This is a genomic window from Brevundimonas sp. UBA5713, assembly GCF_002419815.1.
GTDB lineage: Bacteria > Pseudomonadota > Alphaproteobacteria > Caulobacterales > Caulobacteraceae > Brevundimonas.
Map to the genome: position 1 here is coordinate 33,072 of NZ_DIGV01000018.1, position 18,519 is coordinate 51,590.

Here is an 18,519-nt window from a genome sequence, read left to right on the forward strand (position 1 = left end):
GCCTACGTCAACGCGCACGGGTTTCTTTGGCAAGAAAGCCTCGCTATTTGGATGGGTCATGAGCACATCACCTGCCCCGATTGGCGTCTTCGTCAGCCCCGTCACCCCTCTCCAGCAGAACTGCACTGTGGTGTGGTGCACCAAGACCCTGAAGGCCGCCGTGATTGACCCCGGTGCCTCTGCCGACGCTATTTTGGCTGAAATCAACCGGCGTGGTCTCACGCTCGACGCCATCTGGATCACCCATGGCCATCTGGATCACGCCGGTGGCGCGCAGGACATGCAGGATTTGTCAGGCGTGGACATTATTGGCCCGCAACAGGCGGACAAGTTCTGGATCGACATGATTCCCGAACAAGGCCTGAAGTGGGGCCTGCCCGATGCGCGCAGTTTCACCCCCACCCGTTGGCTGGAAGATGGCGACACCGTCACCTTGGGCGAAACCTTGTGGGAGGTTTACCACTGCCCCGGCCACACGCCGGGACATGTGATCTTTTTCAACCGTGCTGCGCGATTCGCTCAGGTAGGAGATGTCCTTTTCCAAGGATCGATCGGCCGGACCGATTTTCCGCAAAGCGATCACCAAGCGTTGCTGAACGCAATTGTAACCAAGCTTTGGCCGCTGGGCGACGACGTAACCTTTGTACCCGGTCACGGTCCGCACTCTACATTTGGCCACGAGCGTCGCAGCAATCCCTTCGTCTCAGATACGGCTTTGAGGGGCACGCCGCTGGCTCGACCGGCTTCAGGCCCCGCATAGAATTCGGCGTTGCGATTATTAATCCGAACGTAAGTACGATAAGCAATCGTAAAAGTTGTACAACTTTGGGAAAACTGCGGAACCTTAGCGGCCGTTCCAACTTCTAAGCTGTGTAGTGCCACAGTCTTTTGAATGGAGTTTGCGACATGGCTGATACTTCGCCGTCCCGCGCGTCTGGTATTTCCAAGCGGGGTTTTGCTTCCATGGATCCGGAGCGTCAGCGCGAGATCGCACGCAAGGGTGGCGCGAGTGTGCCGTCTGAAAAGCGTAGCTTCTCGCAGGACCGCAACCTGGCAGCTCAAGCGGGCCGTAAGGGTGGTGAGTCCTCGCATGGCGCGCGCAACAAAAACGCTCCGGCTGCCGATGCATCGGCCAATGCCCAAGCATCGGGCAAGGTGTCCTAAACTCCCTATCGTTTTCAAACGCTGAAAAGGGCGGTGTCGATCTGGCACCGCCCTTTTTGGTGTCCGGGTGCCAGCGAGACTCTAGGCCAGCAAACTCACGGCGACAGAGGGCGCCGGACCTGCGGCGAAAGCTTTAACCGTCCAGCCGGACGAGGCAGCCAAGGCCTGCACGCGTTCCTTGTCGAACTTGCGCGAGCTTTCGGTGTGTATGGTTTCGCCGGCGGCAAATCGAAACACCACACTGTCAATCATGACCTGCATCGGTCGCGTGGCGACAAGATGCATCTCCACTCGTGCTTCACCGGCATTCCAGACGGCATGATGTGAAAATGCGTCGACGTCGAAGTTTGCCCCCAGATCACGATTGGCGCGCACCAACAGGTTCTTGTTGAAGCGGGCGGTCACGCCTTCAGGGTCATCATAGGCCCGAACCAGCGTCTGTTCATCCTTGATCAGATCGGTACCCAGGATGAAATAGCTGTCCGGTCCCAACATCTGACGGGCGCGGCTCATCAAGGCTTCGGCTTGCACGCGGTCGAGATTGCCGATGGTCGAACCGGGGAAGAAGCCGATGCGACGCCCCTGCCCCAAACCTTCCGGCAGTTCCGGCAGGTTTTCGAAATCAGCTACGACCGGCACGACCTTCAAATCGGGATAATCGGCCCGGATAGCATCAGCTGCCTCGTACAAAGCCGTTTCGCTGATATCCAGCGGCACATAGGTCGCCAAACTCTTGGCCGCCTCATCCAGTACGATACGGGTCTTCTCACTGGCACCAGAGCCAAATTCGACCAGCACCGCATCAGGGCCAAATGCCTCAACCCATTTCGGCATGATCTCGCGAAGTAGCGCCGCTTCCTGCCGCGTGGGGTAATAGGCTTCCAGTCGGGTGATGTCCTCAAACAGGCGCGATCCTGCCTCGTCATAGAACCATTTGGGCGGCACGGCCTTGGGTGATGCCGACAGTCCAGCAATCAGATCTGCCTTGAAGGCGCGGTTCGTCTCATTGTCGTCTTGGGTCATATCGTAGGCCAGACGCAGCCCCGTGGGGGCCCAGCGCTGATGCGGGTAGTAGAAGTTTCGATACCCGCGGCGCACATGATCGCGCGGCGTAGCGAAACTGCCGCCGCGCAGCACCATCTGGTTGGCCATAAATTTTCCGTTGTACTCGGACGCTGTGCCTTCCGTCGGCCTGAACCCCGGATAGGGGGCATAGGCACTGGCGGTCCACTGCCAGACCTCGGTGTCGAGGTTGGAAAAGGCGTCGAGCCGTGATGTCGCAGCATGCTCCCATTCAGCCTCGGTCGGCAGGCGGGCACCGGCCCACCGGGCATAGGCATCTGCCTCATAAAAGCTGATGTAGCGCACGGGTCTGGACGGATCGACGTCCTGAACGCCGGTCGGGCCAAAGACCTCCCATCGGCCATCCTTGGTCTGGTGCCAATAGGCCGGTGCCGTCCAGCCCTCGGCCTGAACCTTGGCCCAGCCGTCAGCGAGCCAGAGCTCGGCGCGGGCATAGCCATCATCGGCCATAAAACGCAGCCAGTCGCCTTGCGTCACCAGATCGCGGGCTAAACGATAGCCATTCAGCCATTGGCGGTGACGTGGCATTTCATTATCGAAGGCAAATCCGTCCATCGGATCACTGCCGATGGCGACGAGACCTCCTTCAAAGCCTACGCGCCCGCCTTTGGGGGGCTGTAGGGGGGCAGTGCGCGGCTCATGTGACCACGCAGCCGGAGCCAGAGGGTTCAGCGAGAAGAGATGTGTCAGGTCCTGAACCAACAGCTCTTGGTGCTGTTGCTCATGGTTCAGACCCAGTTCCAGAAGATAGGTTTCTTCTTCACTCAGGGGATGCATCAAGCGGTCTGTCATTCGCTGATCAATTGTGCGGCGATAGGCCAGCACATCATCCAGATCGGGGCGCGTCATCAGTCCGCGCTGATACCGGTCCACGCGCTCCCCCAGCGCTTCGTAATAGGAGTTGAACAGGCGTTGAAAGCGCGGATCAAACGGCTGGTACCCGTCTTCGCGCGAAAGGATCATCGCCTCGAAAAACCAGCTGGTATGGGCCAGATGCCATTTTCCGGGGCTGGCATCCTCCATGGACTGGGCCGCAAGGTCTTCAGCGCTCAAACCCTCGACGAGGTCCAGCATACGCTGTCGTTCAGCCCGGTAACGCGCGATAAGGCTGTCCTGATGATCAGCCCCCGCAAAGGGCTGTGTCGCATTGCGCATGACGTCCCGGTCCCATGCCGCGCTTGTGGTCGCGCGTATGGTCAAGAAACGTATCCTGAGAGGGGCTGGTTCCCCTCTCAGGATCAGCGATTAGTCTTAGCGACGTCCGCCGCGCGCAGCGTACTCCAGCCGCGCAATGGTGCGATTGTGCACTTCATCCGGCCCGTCGGCGATACGCAGGGTGCGCACAGTGGCGTAGAGTTCGGCCAGCGGCGTATCGGACGAAACGCCCGCTCCACCAAAGGCTTGAATGGCATCGTCGATGACTTGCAGCGCCATGCGGGGGGCCGCCACCTTGATCTGGGCGATCTCGGACTTGGCACCCTTGGCCCCGACCTCGTCCATCATCCACGCGGCCTTCAGAACCAGCAGGCGGCACATTTCAATATTGGTGCGCGCCTCGGCCACGCGCTGTTCCCAAACCGAATGCTCGGCCAATGTCTTGCGGAAGGCCGTGCGCGAAAGCAGGCGATCCACCATCAGCTCCAGCGCCCGTTCCGCCGCCCCGATCACACGCATGCAGTGATGGATTCGGCCCGGTCCAAGGCGCCCCTGGGCGATCTCGAAACCCCTGCCCTCACCGGCGATCAAGTTCTCGACCGGCACCCGCACATTCTCCAGCACCACCTCGGCGTGGCCTATGGGTAGCTCGTCATAGCCAAACACCGATAGCATGCGCTCGACACGGAAGCCGGGCGTGTCAGCGGGCACGATGATCTGGCTCTGCTGCTGGTGTACGGGCGCGTCAAAGTCCGTCTTGCCCATGACGATGGTCACGGCCAGATTCGGATGCGCCATATTGGTGGACCACCATTTGCGGCCATTAATGACGTAATGGTCGCCATCGCGCTCGATGCGGGTCTCGATATTTGTCGCGTCAGATGACGCCACCGCCGGTTCGGTCATCAGGAAGGCCGAGCGGATTTCACCCGCCATCAACGGCTTAAGCCAGCGCTCCTGCTGCTGCGCGTTTCCGTAGAGGTGGAGCACCTCCATATTGCCGGTGTCGGGCGCATTACAGTTAAACACTTCGGCCGACCACAGATGGCGGCCCATCATTTCGGCCAGTGGCGCATATTCCAGATTGTTCAGACCCGCCCCGTGGTCTCCCGGCAGAAACATGTTCCAAAGCTCGGCCTTACGGGCCTCGGCTTTCAAGGCCTCCATCACCGGCGACTGCACCTTGGGATTGGCGTGGACCGCCGCAAAATGCTCGGCTTCGCGGGGGATCACATGCGCCTGCATAAAGCGCGAAAGCTTGTCCTGCCATTCCAGCGCGCGGTCCGAGTGTTTGAAATCCATTCCTGCATCCCTCCGTTCAGCTGATCTGACGTCAGCTTGAAAAAGAAAAGGCGCGATCCCGTGAGGAACCGCGCCTTCGAACTTTTTGGCCTAAGCGGCCAAGGATCAACGACCCTTGAGCAGCGGAGCCAGCTTTTGAGCCAGCATCATGTCGCCAGCGACTTTCAGCTTGCCTTGCATGAAGGCCATCATCGGGTCCAGACGGCCTTCGGCCAGGGCGATGAAGTCTTCCAGCTTCAGCGAGACGGTCGCATCGGCGGCGTTATCGTCGTTGGTGACGGTGTTGTTGATGCCGTCGATGAAGATTTTGCCAGCTTCGCCCAGGTCGAGCTTGATGGTCTTGCCGAAGCTGCCGTTAGCGGCGATAGCTTCTTGGATTTTAGCGGTGATTGCGGCCACATCAGCCATAGAGCGTCATCCCTTAGACGTTAGGAACCCTAGCGTTAGCCCCTGATGATCCCTGTGCCAAGATCACCTAGCGTAAGGTGCGGCGTTGTTCCACAGCTATTACCATCAATGAAAGTTGATGATCAGAAAGCGACCCCCAAGGTGGCTGCCACCCGCGCATCGGTTAGGGGGCCGTCTACCGACGCATCCCAGTAGCGGACATCCAGCGCAACCTTGTCGGTCAGATTGACGCCAACGCCCAGATTCCACGCGGTATAGTCGCCCGTGACATCCAGAAACTGGCGGCCTACCCCACCCGATAAACTCCACCGGTCATTGATGGCGTATTCGGCGGTGCCTTCCAGATAGGTGGCTTCTTCATCCACCCCGTAAAAGTCGGGCGAGAAGTGGACAGCAGCCCCGAGGGTGAACTGGTCAAAGGTGTGTGATGCCGCCACCTTGAACTCTACGAAGTGGTAATCGGCCTCATCAGGCTCACCTACATAGGTGTAGTAGGTGACCCCCAGGTCCCAATCGATAGCTCCGGTCGTGGCGTTAAAGCCCGCATAGAAATCCCATTCGGCATCGGTGCCATCACCGAAGTCGACGCTGGAGGCCCAAGTGCCCGCGTAAAAGCTGCCGTAGGTGACGTCGATGCCACCTTGCAGGGCTGGATCTTCGTTGGATTGGCTTGCGCCGCGCCACACATAGTCGTTGGTGATCGCTGCGTTGAAGGAGAACTCCGGTTGGGTCTCCTGTGCTTGCGCTGTCAGCGGCAAGGAAAGGGCGAAGGTGGCCGCGACAGTGGCGGCAATAAACGCTGGTCTCATGACGTATCCCACATCGTTAGATTTGGACGCACGCGAACTCTGCCGAAGACCGGATAGTCCTCGGATGACTTGGAAAAGCGTTACTGGGGAGAAGATCGAGCGGCCTTGAACCACCCTGCTTATTCAGGGGGCCGGCCTTTATAGGGTGTCCGGTCCCGGTGGTGCCGGAACCGGACAGGTAGATTAGTGCGCTTCCAGCGCCTCGCCGTGCAGGTGGGTATCCAGACCTTCGTCTTCGACCTCCTCCTTCACGCGCAGACCAACGGTGTATTTGCAGATCACAAGCACGATGAGGGTGCCAATGGCGCTCCAGACGATGGTCCAGACCAGACCCATGAACTGCGCCCAGACAGTCGCACCTTCCGACAGGTCATTGATGGCCGTAGAGGCGAACACACCGGTCAGCAGAGCGCCAACCAGACCACCCGCACCATGCAGACCAAAGGCGTCGAGGCTGTCGTCATATTTGAGCAGCTTCTTCAGCCAGACCGAGGAGACGTAGCAAACCGGACCGGCGATCAGGCCGATGATGACTGCGCCCTTCGGATCGACGAAGCCCGCCGCCGGCGTAATCGCGACCAGACCGGCCACGACGCCCGACAGCACACCGATCAGCGACCATTTGCGCTTTTCGATGCGTTCGATGAACTTCCAGCTCAGCGAACCGGCAGCAGCGGCCAGCAGGGTGTTGATCAGCGCAACGCCCATCAGACCGTCGGCTGCGCCTGCCGAACCGGCGTTGAAACCGATCCAGCCCACCAGCAGAAGCGAGGCACCGATCATGGTCAGCACAGGGTTGTGTGCTGTGATCGGCTCTACGCCATAACCTCTGCGAGCCCCGAGGAAGATGGCGCACACCAGGCCCGCCACGCCCGAGTTTACGTGAACGACTGCGCCACCGGCGAAGTCGAGCACGCCATCGGCCCCGAGGAAGCCACCGCCCCACACCCAGTGGGCGATCGGCGCATAGACGATGAGAGACCACAGGGCGATGAACAGCAGCAGGCCGGAGTATTTGATCCGCTCGGCAAAGGCACCGGTGATCAGAGCAGGCGTGATGATGGCAAATGTCAGTTGGAACGACAGCCAGAGGTATTCTGGAATACCCGGCAGTGCCGCATACGCCGTATCCTTGGTGACGCCGTTCAGGAATACAGCGTCCAGACTGCCAACAAAGCGGTTCAGGCCTTCATCTGGGTTAACCCCGAAGGCGATCGAGTACCCCGCAACGAACCAGACCAGAGTGACGACCGCGAACGCGGCGACAGACTGGGTGATTGTGGCGATAACGTTCTTGCGGCGCACCATGCCGCCATAGAACAACGCTAGGCCCGGCAAAGTCATCAACAGCACCAAGGCCGTCGATGTACCCAGCCACGCCGTGGACGCTTCATTCAGTTCGAGAGGAACCTGATGTGAAAACAGCGCCGGAGCCTGCTCCGACGCTGTTGTAGCGACTTCAGTAATGGTGGTGGCGAGCTCCGCGCCAGGTGCTGCACATGCGGCACCTGCTGCGGCTAGAGCGCCTAAAAAGCAGGACAGGGCGAGGAGACCCTTCCCTTGTGTTTGTACATGCGACACTTCGGTATCCCCCTTGTGATTACGCATGTGCAAACTTTTTATCGCATCTGCGAAATGAGCAAGGAAAAAATCAAAATTGCGGCAAGATTCTTACACCATTACGACAAACGATCCGTGCGATCGGCAATTAAAGCTCTAGAATTGCACCAAGTCGGATGAATATTGCAAACAGTAGGGATAATGGTGCAATTCCCTTTCAGTCCTTCGCCAGCGGTAAGCGCCGCTCCGGATAGCGCTCGCCCGCCAATATGTGGTTTTCCAGAAGATACGCCGCTGTTTCAACGTCGGCGGCACACAGCGCCTCATAGATCCGGCGATGATCATGGTTCGAACGCGGCTTCCATTGATCGTTCTTTTGCTGCGAAAAAACCTGACGGGAGAAAGCCACATTAAGATCGGCCACCGTGGCCACCAGCCGTGGCATACGCGACAGCTCGGCCAAGGATGTGTGAAAGGCACGGTTGGCGGCCTCCCAAGCCACCAGATCATCTGCATTGTCACCCGCCACTAACGCCTCGTTGATCTTGGCCAGCTGACGCGGACCGGGCTTGCCGGTCAGTCCGCGGATCGCCATGACCTCAAGGGCCGCGCGCATCTTCATGATCTCGCGCGCGTCCTGATCTTCCAATGGCGCAACGCGCACCCCTCGGCGCGGCTCGCTAACCACCAGCTTGCGGATCTCCAGACGCAAAAAGGCCTCGCGGATCGGGACATGGCTAGTACTGAACTCATAGGCGAACACCTCCTGGCGCAGGCGTTCCCCGGGTTGCAACTGGCCCACGATGATGCGCTGGGCCAAGGTTTCGGCAATCCGCTCGGCGAGTGTCGGCTCACGCATTATCGATAATCTATGGCGTTTTTCGAAGACATAGCTGCGCCCTTGAGCCAAAGACCGCCGCATTGTCAAACAGGTTTCCGTCTTTATCGATAATGCAGAACGCCACCCCTGCCCTGACCCGTCTTCTCACGACCGGAGCCGCCTCCGCTCTGATGAGCGCGTGCCTGTGCGCACCCGCGGCCGCCCAGATAATCGATAATGATGAAGGCGTGCGCGTGTCCGAAGTTATCGTGACGGGCTCACGTCTAGCAGGTGGAGATCGACTGGCTGCTGTCGACACGCTGACATTGGACATAGTCGACGCCGCAGGGGCAGCAGACATGTCGCACGTCTTGCGACTGTTCGCTGCGAACTCGGGGTCAGAAGCCCAAATCGATCAGATGAACAATCCGCAAAGCTCCGGAACGGCCCAGTTCAATCTTCGCAATCTCGGTCTTGGGTCGACGCTTGTGTTGGTGGATGGCCAGCGCTGGACCAATAGCGCCGTGGTTGCCACCGATGGCTCGGCATTCGTCGACATCAACTCGCTGATGCCGTCCATTGCTTTGCAACGAATTGATGTCCTGAAAGACGGCGCATCAGCCGTCTATGGCTCGGACGCCGTCGCAGGCGTCGTGAACTTCATTACCCGCACCCGCGTGGCGCGCCCCGAAATACGCGCCAAATATGCTTTCACCGATGGCTCCGAAGAGACCGTTGTGGAGGGCATTGGCAGCTTCCCTATCGGGCAAGGCCACATGACCTTGGCCGCCTCGCGCTTTCATCGCTCGGCGCTGGGGTCGGACGAGCGCGACTTTACCCAAGCCGAAAACTATGGCCGTGCGGCGTGGAGCGCCGTCTCAAGCTACGGCCAGCCGGGATCATACTTCCGCCCGTCGAGCCAAAGCTTTGCTTCCGATCCAGATTGTGTGAACCCGGCCTTCCCCGGCAGCTATCGCGACGGTCCTACCGATACTTTTTGCCGATTTGATTACTCCGACTTCTTTGATCTGGTGCCGGAGGAAACCCGCACGCAACTGATGGCCGACTATCGCCAGCATGTCGGCGAGGTCGACATATGGGCGCAGGCTCTGTGGTCAACGACACATACGCGGGCACGCCAGTCCCCCTCCCTACCCATTCTGTCACGGACATTGTCCGTTCCGGCCACTCATCCCGACAATCCGTTCGGGGAAGAGGTCGCCTTCCGTGGACGCTTGTCAGGCGGGGCCGCGGGCGCATCGGCGGCCGAGTTTGATTATGACACATGGCGACTGGCCAGCGGCGCCTCCGGTGCGCTCAATAATGACTGGCGCTGGGATCTTAACGCCAGCATGAGCCGCCAGAGCGTTGCCTATGACAAGCCCGACGTACTCGGCAATGCCCTGCAAAACGCCCTGAACGGTTTTGGCGGAACCGGCTGCGATCTGGCCATGGGTACTGCTGGTGCAGGTGCTTGCCATTTCTACAACCCGTTCGGCAGCGCCGATCTGGGCACCGGCACAGCTAACAGCCAGGCCTTGAAAGACAGCCTTTCAGGTTGGACGCGTTTACGTGGACGTTCCGAACTTATTACGCTGGATGGCAGCGTTCAGGGACGTGCCGCCCAATGGTCAGGCGGCTATCTTGATCTGGCGGGCGGCCTTCAATATCGCCGCAGTAACTTCCGACACGACTGGAGCGACGCGGTCAACGCGGGAGATCTGCTGACCGCAGGCTATGCGCCCGATTTCGAGGGCAATCAGGAAACGCTCGCGGCTTATGGCGAGGCGCGGCTGTCGCTGCAGAATCTCTTGGAAATCCAGTTAGCCGGTCGCCATGAATCCTATGACGGCCAGTCCGGCAAGTTTAGCCCTAAACTGGCGGCACGATGGGACGCCACTGATGCACTGTCGTTCCGTGGTTCATGGGGCAAGGGCTATCGCGCGCCGTCAGTCTTCACCACCCAAGGGGCCTTGGCATCCCAACCCTCTGTGCTGGATCGCGGCAGCTTTGTCTTCGTCAATACGCTGACGTCCGGCGACCGCAAACTTGCCCCCGAGACGTCGGAACACCTGTCACTCGGCGTTCTATGGACGCCCTTGCAGGGCCTCGATTTCAGCATCGATGGTTGGTCTATCGACTACAGCGATCTGGTTATCAAGGAAGCGCCCCAGCCGATCATCGATCGCGCCGCCGCCGACGATGCCGCAGGCTTGTCCGGTACAGCCGCCCAACGCCGCGTGACCCGTTCCACCAGTGGTGCGATCAGCATGGTGCAGCTTTATTTCGTCAACGCCTCGTCCATCGAAACCTCGGGCATGGATTTCACCGCCCGATATCATCGTCCGCTTTTGGAAGGCCAGCTCAGCACGAGTGCGAAATGGACGCTGGTCGACCGTTACGACATCCGCGTGAACGCGCAATCGCCCGCCGTGTCAGGTGTGGGCTCCACTAATCTGAACACGCTGGGGCGGTCCTTGCCAAAGAACAGAGGCGAGTTTGCTGCTTCATGGAGCAATGACCGTCACGCTCTTACCGGACTGATCCACTATACCAGCGGCTACCATAATGACCGTGCAGGCATCACGGACACTTCAATCGCCAGCCAGACCACAGCGGACCTGATCTACCGCTACACGGTCAATCCGGACCTCGACCTTTCCATCGGCGCGGTCAACATTTTCGACAAAGCACCACCCCTGGCGCAGTTCTTCCTCGCCTACGATCCGGTTGTCGCAGACCCGCGAGGGCGAGTGGTTAGCCTGAGCCTGACGCAGCGCTTTTAAGCACCGGCGACTTTTCAGGGGCGAGCCAGCGGCTCGCCTCAAACGTCTGTATTCTTGTAGGGAAAGGTATCTGGCGGAGACGGAGGGATTCGAACCCTCGGTACCCCTTACAGGGTACGACGATTTAGCAAACCGTTGCCTTCAGCCACTCGGCCACGTCTCCGGCAGGCCGCGTGGATAGCCCGTAAGTTCCCGCTTCGCAACGGGGTTTTCGAGATTTCCACACATTAACCGAACTTCGTGGTGTCATATTCAGATTTCACTGCAATAAGGACCGTTGAAACGGGAATTTGCAGGGGTGATGACATTAACGCCGGGGCTATAACACATCCTGAGGTGCCAAGTTTGGCTCCCCAAGAGCCTCTGCGCGATTCGCACGGAGTTGCTGATTCAGACATGAATCGCCGCGGGCCATTTCGTCCGTCGGCTTGGGTCAGCGCGCGCCGACGCGAAGCCTTGCGCCTTCGCATATTTATATATCGTGGTATCGACATAGCCCTGTCTGTTGCGCTGACGCTGTATTGGCTTGCAGATCATACGAGTATGGCGGCCTTGGCCACTGTGCCGATAGGCGTCGTCCTGCCATACGCCGTGGCACTGTTCGGCGCTCTCGCTTTCGTGCGCAGTCTCGATCTTTACGGGTTCAACCGGACCCGAGGGATACTCAGCCATGCGGCCCTGATGACGGGCGGCATGATCGCGGGTGCGATACCCGGCATAGGCCTGCAGTGGATATTCGAACCCACTGCCCTGCCCCATCTGGCGCAATGGTTATTGCTGCTCGCGTTTTTAATGGGCGGCCTGCATTTGGTGTGGGCCACCGCCGTGCAGAGCGGTCGTCACAGCGGAGCCCTGATCCCTAACATTGTCGTAGTGGGCGCGACAGAACAGGCCCAACAACTGATCCAGCACGCACTGGAACATCGCGACATGAACGTCATCGCCGTGTTTGATGATCGTCGGGCACGCGCTCCAGAGAGCGTCTTGGGCGTCCCCGTGCTGGGGAGTGTTGACCAGCTCATTCAAAGCCATGTCGTTCCCTACATAGACACCATCGCTGTGGCGATATCTCCCAGTGCCAGCGATCGCATACGCGACATCACGCGTCGATTATCGATCCTGCCAAATCAGGTTTTGGTCGTATTCCGCGATCGTGGCGCTGCACTGCCGTCAGATGCCATGGCCCGTTTGGCGCGCACGCCGGTAGCGCGTCTCAGCGGCTCGATCAATGCGGACCGCAGCGCGTTTTTCAAACGGCTGCAAGATTTGGTATTTGGTACGCTTGCGCTGGCTGTTCTGGCCCCACTGCTGATGGTGATCGGCCTCTTGGTGCGTCTGGACAGCCCCGGCCCGGCCTTGTTCCGTCAACAACGCCATGGCTTTAACCAAGAGATCATCACGGTCTGGAAGTTTCGCACCATGCGGCACGAGACCGCCGACGCTACGGCTTCGCGCCAAGTGACGGTGGATGACGACCGCGTCACCCGTATCGGCCGGTTCCTTCGCGCAACAAGCATCGACGAACTGCCACAACTGATAAATGTGATCCTGGGCGAGATGAGCCTGGTCGGCCCCCGCCCACATGCGATCGGAATGAAAACCGGTGCCGTCCAGTCGGCTTCGATTGTCGCTGAATACGCGCATCGGCACCGCATCAAACCGGGCCTGACCGGATGGGCCGCCATTCACGGCTCGCGTGGCCCGTTGCATACCGCAGCAGAAGTTCGCGCGCGCGTTCAACTGGATATCGAATACATCGACCGCCAAAGCTTCTGGCTGGATATGTGGATCATGCTGCGCACCGTGCCGGTGTTGCTGGGCGACAAGATCGCGGCACGCTGATGTTTCTACGCGGTCTGTTGGGCTATCTGCCTGCCAACATCATTTCAGGCCTGGTAGGCGTAGCCTCGATATGGGTTCTCACCCACCTACTGACGCCTGAACAATACGGCACCTACGCCTTGGCGTTTTCTGTATTCACGCTTGTCCACGTAGGCCTTTTTTCGTGGGCAGAGGCGGCCATGGCGCGGTTCTGGCCCGCGCAAAGCACGCCGCGCGATCTCGCTGACCTCTATTCCACGCTCTACCGAGCGCTCGGCCTGGCCAGTCTGGCTCTGGTCCCTGTTTGTATCGCGCTTTTAGTGTTCGAGCCGCTGCCCGCCATCATGGTGTGGCCGGTACTGCTGGCATTGGTCGGCATACCCCTGCGCAGTGCGCTGATCATGGCCAAGGAAGGTTTCCGAGCGCGTGGCGATGTCCGCACAGCGGCGGCTATCGACATCTGGTTTGTAATCGGTGTCTTCGGCCTGGGCGTTGCGGCGATTATGCTCGGAGCGGGTGCCGCAGGACCTCTGATAGGTTTTCTTGTTGCACCTTTGTTAGCTCTGCCGTTGGTCCTGTCCAAGGACAGGGCCGTTATGAAGAATGGCAGGTTCAACTGCGACCTCCTTCGCCGCGCTATCCATTATGGGTATCCGATTTCCATGTCGCTGGGCATGGCTGTGGTGCTGAACTCTACCGACCGTTTCATGCTGGCGTGGTTCATGGATGAGGCCGCCGTGGGGGCTTACCATGCCAGCTACAGCCTCGCGAACCGCACGCTGGATATCCTGTTTGTGTGGCTTGGCATGGCCGGTGTTCCCGCCATGGTGATGGCGCTGGAAAAAGACGGCCATTCCGCTTTACGCGCGGCGGCATTCCAACACGGTCAAACCGTGATCCTGATTGCCCTGCCCGCGGCCGTGGGCGTAGCGCTGGTGGCGCGACCACTCGCTGACGTACTCATCGGGCCCGAACTGCGACAGGCCTCTGCCAGCGTCACACCGTTGATCGCGGCATCGGGCTTTCTATCAGGACTCTTATTCTACTATTTCAATCAGGCCTTCGTGCTGGGCAAGAGAACCGACCGACTGCTGGCGGTCATGGCCGTCCCTGCGGTCGCCAACATTGCCTTCAACGTTGTGCTTATACCCCGCCTCGGGATTTACGGTGCCGCATTGGCTACGCTGCTGAGCTTTGCCGTGGCCATTATAGCCTCCGTCGTGGGCGCTAGGGGCGTCATCGCTATGCCGTTGCAGACAAGAGCCCTCTTATCCTGCGGAGTGTGCTGCGTACCGATGGCCGCCATCGTCTACGTGCTCCCCGACTGGGGGGGGCTGCTGGAGCTAATCACCAAATCGGCCGCAGGGGCGGCGACATATCTGGGCTGCGCCTACGCAATGAACGCGGCAGGTCTGCGCGATTTATTGGCCAACCTTGGACATACGCTCAATCTTCGGCAGGCCCCGCATGGCTGACACAGTCAACGCCAAATGGGCGGACGTAAAACCGCAGCTTTCGGTCCTGATACCCTTCTTGCGCGATGATCCAACGCCCCTGCTCACCGCCTTGTCGCGCGAAGGGGATCAGCTGGCTACACGCGTTGAGGTCGTGGTGCTGGACGACGGCACAAACTCGTCATCGCTGACCCGTGATCTAAAGGCGCTAATCGCCACGCTTCCACTGGCAGCACGACTAATCACGCGCACCGATAATCTGGGCCGCGCAAAAGGACGGAATCTGCTGGCAGAACACGCGCGGGGCAGCCACCTGTTGTTCCTGGATGCCGATATGATGCCGGACAGTCCCCTGTTCCTCTCCACTTGGGTGGATTTGGTGGAGCAGTCCGATCTACCGGTGGCTTTCGGCGGCTTCAGCCTGCTTCAAGCCTCCACACACAAAGCGTTTCGCGTACATCGCGCCATGGCACTCCGATCCGACTGCCTACCCGCCGAGGTGCGACAACAGCAGGCCGAGAAACACCTCTTCACTTCCAATCTGCTGATCCGGCGTGATGTGTTTGATGCCCACGCTTTTGACGACAGCTTTAACGGATGGGGCTGGGAGGACGTCGAGTGGAGCATGCGAATTTCAGCCCTGCATACGATCGCCCATCCCGATATTCCGGCGACACATATGGGGCTGGATACGGTCGACGCCCTGATCAAAAAATATCGCCAGTCGGCACCAAACTTTGCGCGCGTAGCCGGGTTGCACCCTGAAATCGTCGCATCCTACCCCTCTTACAGGGCCGCGACCGCCATTAAAGACCGCCACATGGCTTTGCCCGTGGCCTTCGTCGCCGAGTTCATGGCCCGCGCGGAATGGCTTCCTGTGCGCCTACGCGCCTTTAGCCTGCGCGTTTTCCGAGCGGCCCTTTACGCTCAGGCCCTGTCGAAGGATGCCCGCTCGTGATGGCGACCGTTCTTGTCCCGACTTTTCGACGCCCCGACAGCCTTCGCGCCGCTCTGCAATCCATTGCCGCCCAGCGCGACCTATCGCTCATCCAACGCGTCATTGTGGTGGATAACGATCCTCAGGCCAGCGCTACCGACGTGGTCCGAACATTTATCAAAACCGCACCGTTTCCGGTGATTTTGGTGCACGCGCCAGATCCCGGCGTCGCAAATGCGCGGAACGCCGGCGTTGCGGCAGCTCAGGATGCGGCGTTCATTGCCTTTCTGGACGACGACGAGACCGCCAGCCCTGATTGGTTGAGCGGCCTATTACACACTCAGGCCACCACTGCGGCCGACGTGGTTTTCGGTCCTATTCGCGGCCAAGCCCCCGGTGCGCCCGCCGCCCAAAGAGCTTTCATAGAAGAGTTTTTCAGCCGGAAAGGGCCGACCTCCAGCGTCGTAATCGATCGATCCTATGGCTGCGGCAACAGTCTGATGCGGGTGTCCACGGCGCTGTCCAGCCCCGTTCCGTTTGCCGTGGAAGCCAATGAAACCGGGGGCGAAGACGACATTCTGTTTGCCCGATTGTCTGCGCAAGGCGCTGTCTATGCATGGGCCGCCGATGCCTGGGTGGACGAACATGCACCGACGCATCGAGCCACCCTAAATTACGTGATGAAACGGGCCTTCGCCTATGGACAAGGACCCAGCCAGACATCTGCCCAGCAGGGAAAACCGTTCGCCGTCGCACGATGGATGGCTATTGGCGTGGCCCAGCTGATATTCCACGGGAGTATGGGCCTGATGATGTGGATCACGCGTAGACCCTCCGCCTACGCCCAGTTCCGCAAAGCCATTGAGGGACTAGGAAAGCTATTATGGTTCAAGAACTTGGAACTAAGACTTTACGGACAAGCTGAACTTGCCCGCCGGACCTAACCGATCAGATTTTTAAGAATTTTCGGGGGCTGATAGGTGGTCCGGTTCAGTACGATGCCCTTAACCTGAGCCCCTGTAGCTTCAAGCTGGGACTTAAAGATCAGATGCTCGGCCACGTCCAGCCCTTCGCGCACCACCATCACAACAGCGTCGGCATAGGGAGCCAAGGCCAGCGCCACATCGCCCGCAGGTGCGTCGATGACGACGGTTTCACTATGTCGGCTCAAAGCGTCCCAATAATCCCCCTGCCCCAACACCACGGCCTTATGGCTGGCCGTCAAATATTCGGAATGGAAGTGGGTAACAAATAGCCGTCGTCCCAAAAACGGCTTGGCCGACAACAGGCGAGCCGGACGCACAGGCTGACGCTCGCGGTTCAATAGCGGCGGAATAATCGCAAAAAAGCTGGATCCGTCCGGCGATCCCACAACAGATTCGCCCGCGCGGCCAAAGCGTTGCGGCTCACGGCTCATGACTTGGACCTGTTCCTGAGCCGTCAAATCGGCATCGACCAGCCACACCGGCTTGCGCGCGCGGGCAGCGGCCAGACGGGCAAACTCTCGCGAAATGATCGAAACGCCCTCGCCCCGTCGCCCGCTGGTAAACAGCACAAGACGGCCACGATGGGATGGCGCAGCACCAAGTGCCGTCCAAAGACCCGCCATCTCTGCTGTAAGATCGACCATACGAATCAGTACCGAACTACTGTCGGTCGACAAAATAGCACGCCATCCATGCTGCGCCTTACTTTGCGGGGGCCACAGCAAGAACCGGTACGCCAAACGTCCGCTCTGCCGATGACGGCGTCCAGACCCCGCGACGCAAGAAGACGCGCAATAAGCCAACGCTCAGTGCCGTAAAGCCTGCGAATAGGATGACCAAAGCCAGCAGCGGCAGTTTCAGCGATTTGCCTTCAGCCGGCGGCTGGGCGCGCTCGATAACGGTTACATTGTCTGCGCCAGCGGTCACCAGTTCATTGTCGGCGCGGCTTTGGGCCTCGCGAAGCTGGAACTCCCGCACAGACTGGCTCAGCACTTCGCGATTACCTGACAGGGTCGCATTGCGTGACTCCAGATCATTGAGGCGCGCTTGGCGCTGGTTGATTTCAGCCAGTTGTCGGTCCAGCACCGCCAGACGTGCGCCAAGTGAATCGCGCTCGGCTGCGGTCGTTGCGCGCTGCGCTTCCAGCTGCACCCATACCGGGTTGGGACCAACCCTCACTTCCTTGGCCCCGACCGCAGTGCCTGTATCGACATAGGTTTGCAGACGGCGGATCTGCGCTTCGATTTCCTGAACCGGCGCTGCATCAGCCTGATAGCGTGACAACAGTTGTTCGCGCTGGGTGCGAAGCTGCAGAATCTGGTCCTGTGCAGACACATTCAAATCCTGCTGTAACGGGATTTCGCGATCCATATTGGACAACTGGTTCGACAGCGTGGTCAGCCGTTGCGCCGTCTGGTTCAGTTGAGCCTGAACAGACAGTCGCTCGGTGAAGATTGTCTGATAGCTGGCCGCCAGCGTGGCACGCGCGGTCGCGAAATCCCCGATCTGGTGGCTGCGCAGGAATTCTTCGTAGGCCCGGTCGGCGGTTTCCAGCTCGTCTTCAAAGGCTTCGCGTCGCGACCGAATGGCTGGCGTCGCGCGGTCCTGAAACACTTCGCGGCGATAGGTCAGATATTGATCAATAACCGTGTTCAAAACCTGCGCCGAGCGGCGGGGATCATCCGATTTATAGCTGAGGGCGATGACCGGGCTCAGCGGCGTGATGTCGACGCTCAGTGCGCTGGTCATGGCCTTAACCGCCTTGGCCTCGTCTTCGGCCGTAGGGTTGGTAACCGGCTTGTCCTGAAAACTCTCGATGCCCATGGCGCGCACGACGCGCTGCTTGACCTCGAGGCTGTTCAAAATGGCCGCTTCGGACTGGGCGACTTCGGCAGCTGACGGCGGAATCGACGGCTGCGACGTGCCGACGCGGGCCTGATAGACATATTCCTGACCTACGCCGACAAACAGACTGGCAGCGGCCGTGTATGTTTTTTTGAGCAGAAAGGTCGCGCCCAGACCGATGGCACAGATCGCGAGAAAGACCGCGCCCATGACCATCCATTCCCGCAACAGCAGAGCTACAACGTCCAACACCCCGTATCGGGGTCTTGTGCCTGTCCCTGCCGTGTTCATGCGAGCATTTCCTTACGGACGATTGCTAAGTCTGTTTCTTAATGGGGCAAGACCGTTAAACGTCCGTGAACCATAAATTTCGATCATCGGTACATAAC

At 59.5% G+C, this 18,519-nt stretch carries 15 protein-coding genes and 1 tRNA gene; 7 read left to right on the top strand and 9 right to left on the bottom strand.

Features of this window, described 5'->3' with window-relative positions; translation table 11 throughout:
- Positions 1-58: 58 nt before the first annotated feature.
- Both B3B04_RS04020 and B3B04_RS04025 read left to right on the top strand, forming a co-directional pair.
- On the top strand, positions 59-760 hold the full coding sequence (locus B3B04_RS04020) for an MBL fold metallo-hydrolase (protein ID WP_292040099.1): 702 nt from the start codon (positions 59-61) through the stop codon (positions 758-760).
- A gap of 146 nt (positions 761-906) precedes the next feature.
- The gene (locus tag B3B04_RS04025) at positions 907-1,164 is read left to right on the top strand and encodes a general stress protein (protein ID WP_292040100.1); all 258 of its coding nucleotides are present in this window, start codon (positions 907-909) and stop codon (positions 1,162-1,164) included.
- An 81-nt stretch (positions 1,165-1,245) separates the two neighbouring features.
- Here the strand turns inward: B3B04_RS04025 and egtB are convergent, their stop codons facing one another.
- From egtB to B3B04_RS04055, 6 genes are all read right to left on the bottom strand, one after another.
- Positions 1,246-3,402, bottom strand: coding sequence for an ergothioneine biosynthesis protein EgtB (gene egtB / locus B3B04_RS04030; protein WP_292040466.1), 2,157 nt, complete (start codon positions 3,400-3,402; stop codon positions 1,246-1,248).
- 96 nt (positions 3,403-3,498) lie between these two features.
- On the bottom strand, positions 3,499-4,704 hold the full coding sequence (locus B3B04_RS04035; protein WP_292040101.1) for an acyl-CoA dehydrogenase family protein: 1,206 nt from the start codon (positions 4,702-4,704) through the stop codon (positions 3,499-3,501).
- A gap of 105 nt (positions 4,705-4,809) precedes the next feature.
- Positions 4,810-5,112 carry an SCP2 sterol-binding domain-containing protein gene (locus B3B04_RS04040; RefSeq protein ID WP_292040102.1) on the bottom strand — a complete coding sequence of 101 codons (303 nt, stop codon included), beginning with the start codon at positions 5,110-5,112 and terminating at the stop codon, positions 4,810-4,812.
- 122 nt (positions 5,113-5,234) lie between these two features.
- Complete coding sequence (locus B3B04_RS04045; RefSeq protein WP_292040162.1) at positions 5,235-5,921, bottom strand: TorF family putative porin; 687 nt, start codon at positions 5,919-5,921, stop codon at positions 5,235-5,237.
- 183 nt (positions 5,922-6,104) lie between these two features.
- Positions 6,105-7,529 (bottom strand): ammonium transporter, encoded by a 1,425-nt coding sequence (locus B3B04_RS04050; protein ID WP_292040164.1) that lies wholly within the window; start codon positions 7,527-7,529, stop codon positions 6,105-6,107.
- Between the two features lie 169 nt (positions 7,530-7,698).
- Positions 7,699-8,403, bottom strand: a complete 705-nt coding sequence (locus B3B04_RS04055) for a GntR family transcriptional regulator (protein ID WP_349679361.1) — start codon at positions 8,401-8,403, stop codon at positions 7,699-7,701.
- A gap of 29 nt (positions 8,404-8,432) precedes the next feature.
- Here B3B04_RS04055 and B3B04_RS04060 point away from each other — a divergent pair, with 29 nt between their 5' ends.
- On the top strand, positions 8,433-11,087 hold the full coding sequence (locus B3B04_RS04060; protein ID WP_292040169.1) for a TonB-dependent receptor domain-containing protein: 2,655 nt from the start codon (positions 8,433-8,435) through the stop codon (positions 11,085-11,087).
- Between the two features lie 71 nt (positions 11,088-11,158).
- Here B3B04_RS04060 and B3B04_RS04065 read toward each other — a convergent pair.
- A tRNA-Ser gene (locus B3B04_RS04065) sits at positions 11,159-11,250 on the bottom strand.
- A 233-nt stretch (positions 11,251-11,483) separates the two neighbouring features.
- On the opposite strand from B3B04_RS04065, the gene B3B04_RS04070 reads away from it, so the two are divergent.
- The 4 genes from B3B04_RS04070 to B3B04_RS04085 are packed head-to-tail and all read left to right on the top strand — an operon-like array spanning position 11,484 to position 16,243.
- Positions 11,484-12,929 (top strand): exopolysaccharide biosynthesis polyprenyl glycosylphosphotransferase, encoded by a 1,446-nt coding sequence (locus tag B3B04_RS04070; RefSeq protein ID WP_292040172.1) that lies wholly within the window; start codon positions 11,484-11,486, stop codon positions 12,927-12,929.
- Positions 12,872-14,383 (top strand): oligosaccharide flippase family protein, encoded by a 1,512-nt coding sequence (locus B3B04_RS04075; protein ID WP_292040174.1) that lies wholly within the window; start codon positions 12,872-12,874, stop codon positions 14,381-14,383. Before B3B04_RS04070 ends, B3B04_RS04075 begins: the two co-directional genes overlap by 58 nt.
- On the top strand, positions 14,376-15,320 hold the full coding sequence (locus B3B04_RS04080; protein WP_292040176.1) for a glycosyltransferase family 2 protein: 945 nt from the start codon (positions 14,376-14,378) through the stop codon (positions 15,318-15,320). Before B3B04_RS04075 ends, B3B04_RS04080 begins: the two co-directional genes overlap by 8 nt.
- Positions 15,320-16,243, top strand: coding sequence for a glycosyltransferase family A protein (locus B3B04_RS04085; RefSeq protein WP_292040178.1), 924 nt, complete (start codon positions 15,320-15,322; stop codon positions 16,241-16,243). Before B3B04_RS04080 ends, B3B04_RS04085 begins: the two co-directional genes overlap by 1 nt.
- Here the strand turns inward: B3B04_RS04085 and B3B04_RS04090 are convergent.
- Positions 16,240-16,929, bottom strand: a complete 690-nt coding sequence (locus tag B3B04_RS04090) for a hfsB (RefSeq protein WP_292040179.1) — start codon at positions 16,927-16,929, stop codon at positions 16,240-16,242. The two genes, B3B04_RS04085 and B3B04_RS04090, sit on opposite strands and share 4 nt — an antisense overlap.
- A 58-nt stretch (positions 16,930-16,987) precedes the next feature.
- Entirely contained in the window at positions 16,988-18,421 is a 1,434-nt protein-coding gene (locus B3B04_RS04095) for a GumC family protein (RefSeq protein WP_292040181.1), read from the bottom strand.
- Positions 18,422-18,519: the final 98 nt, after the last annotated feature.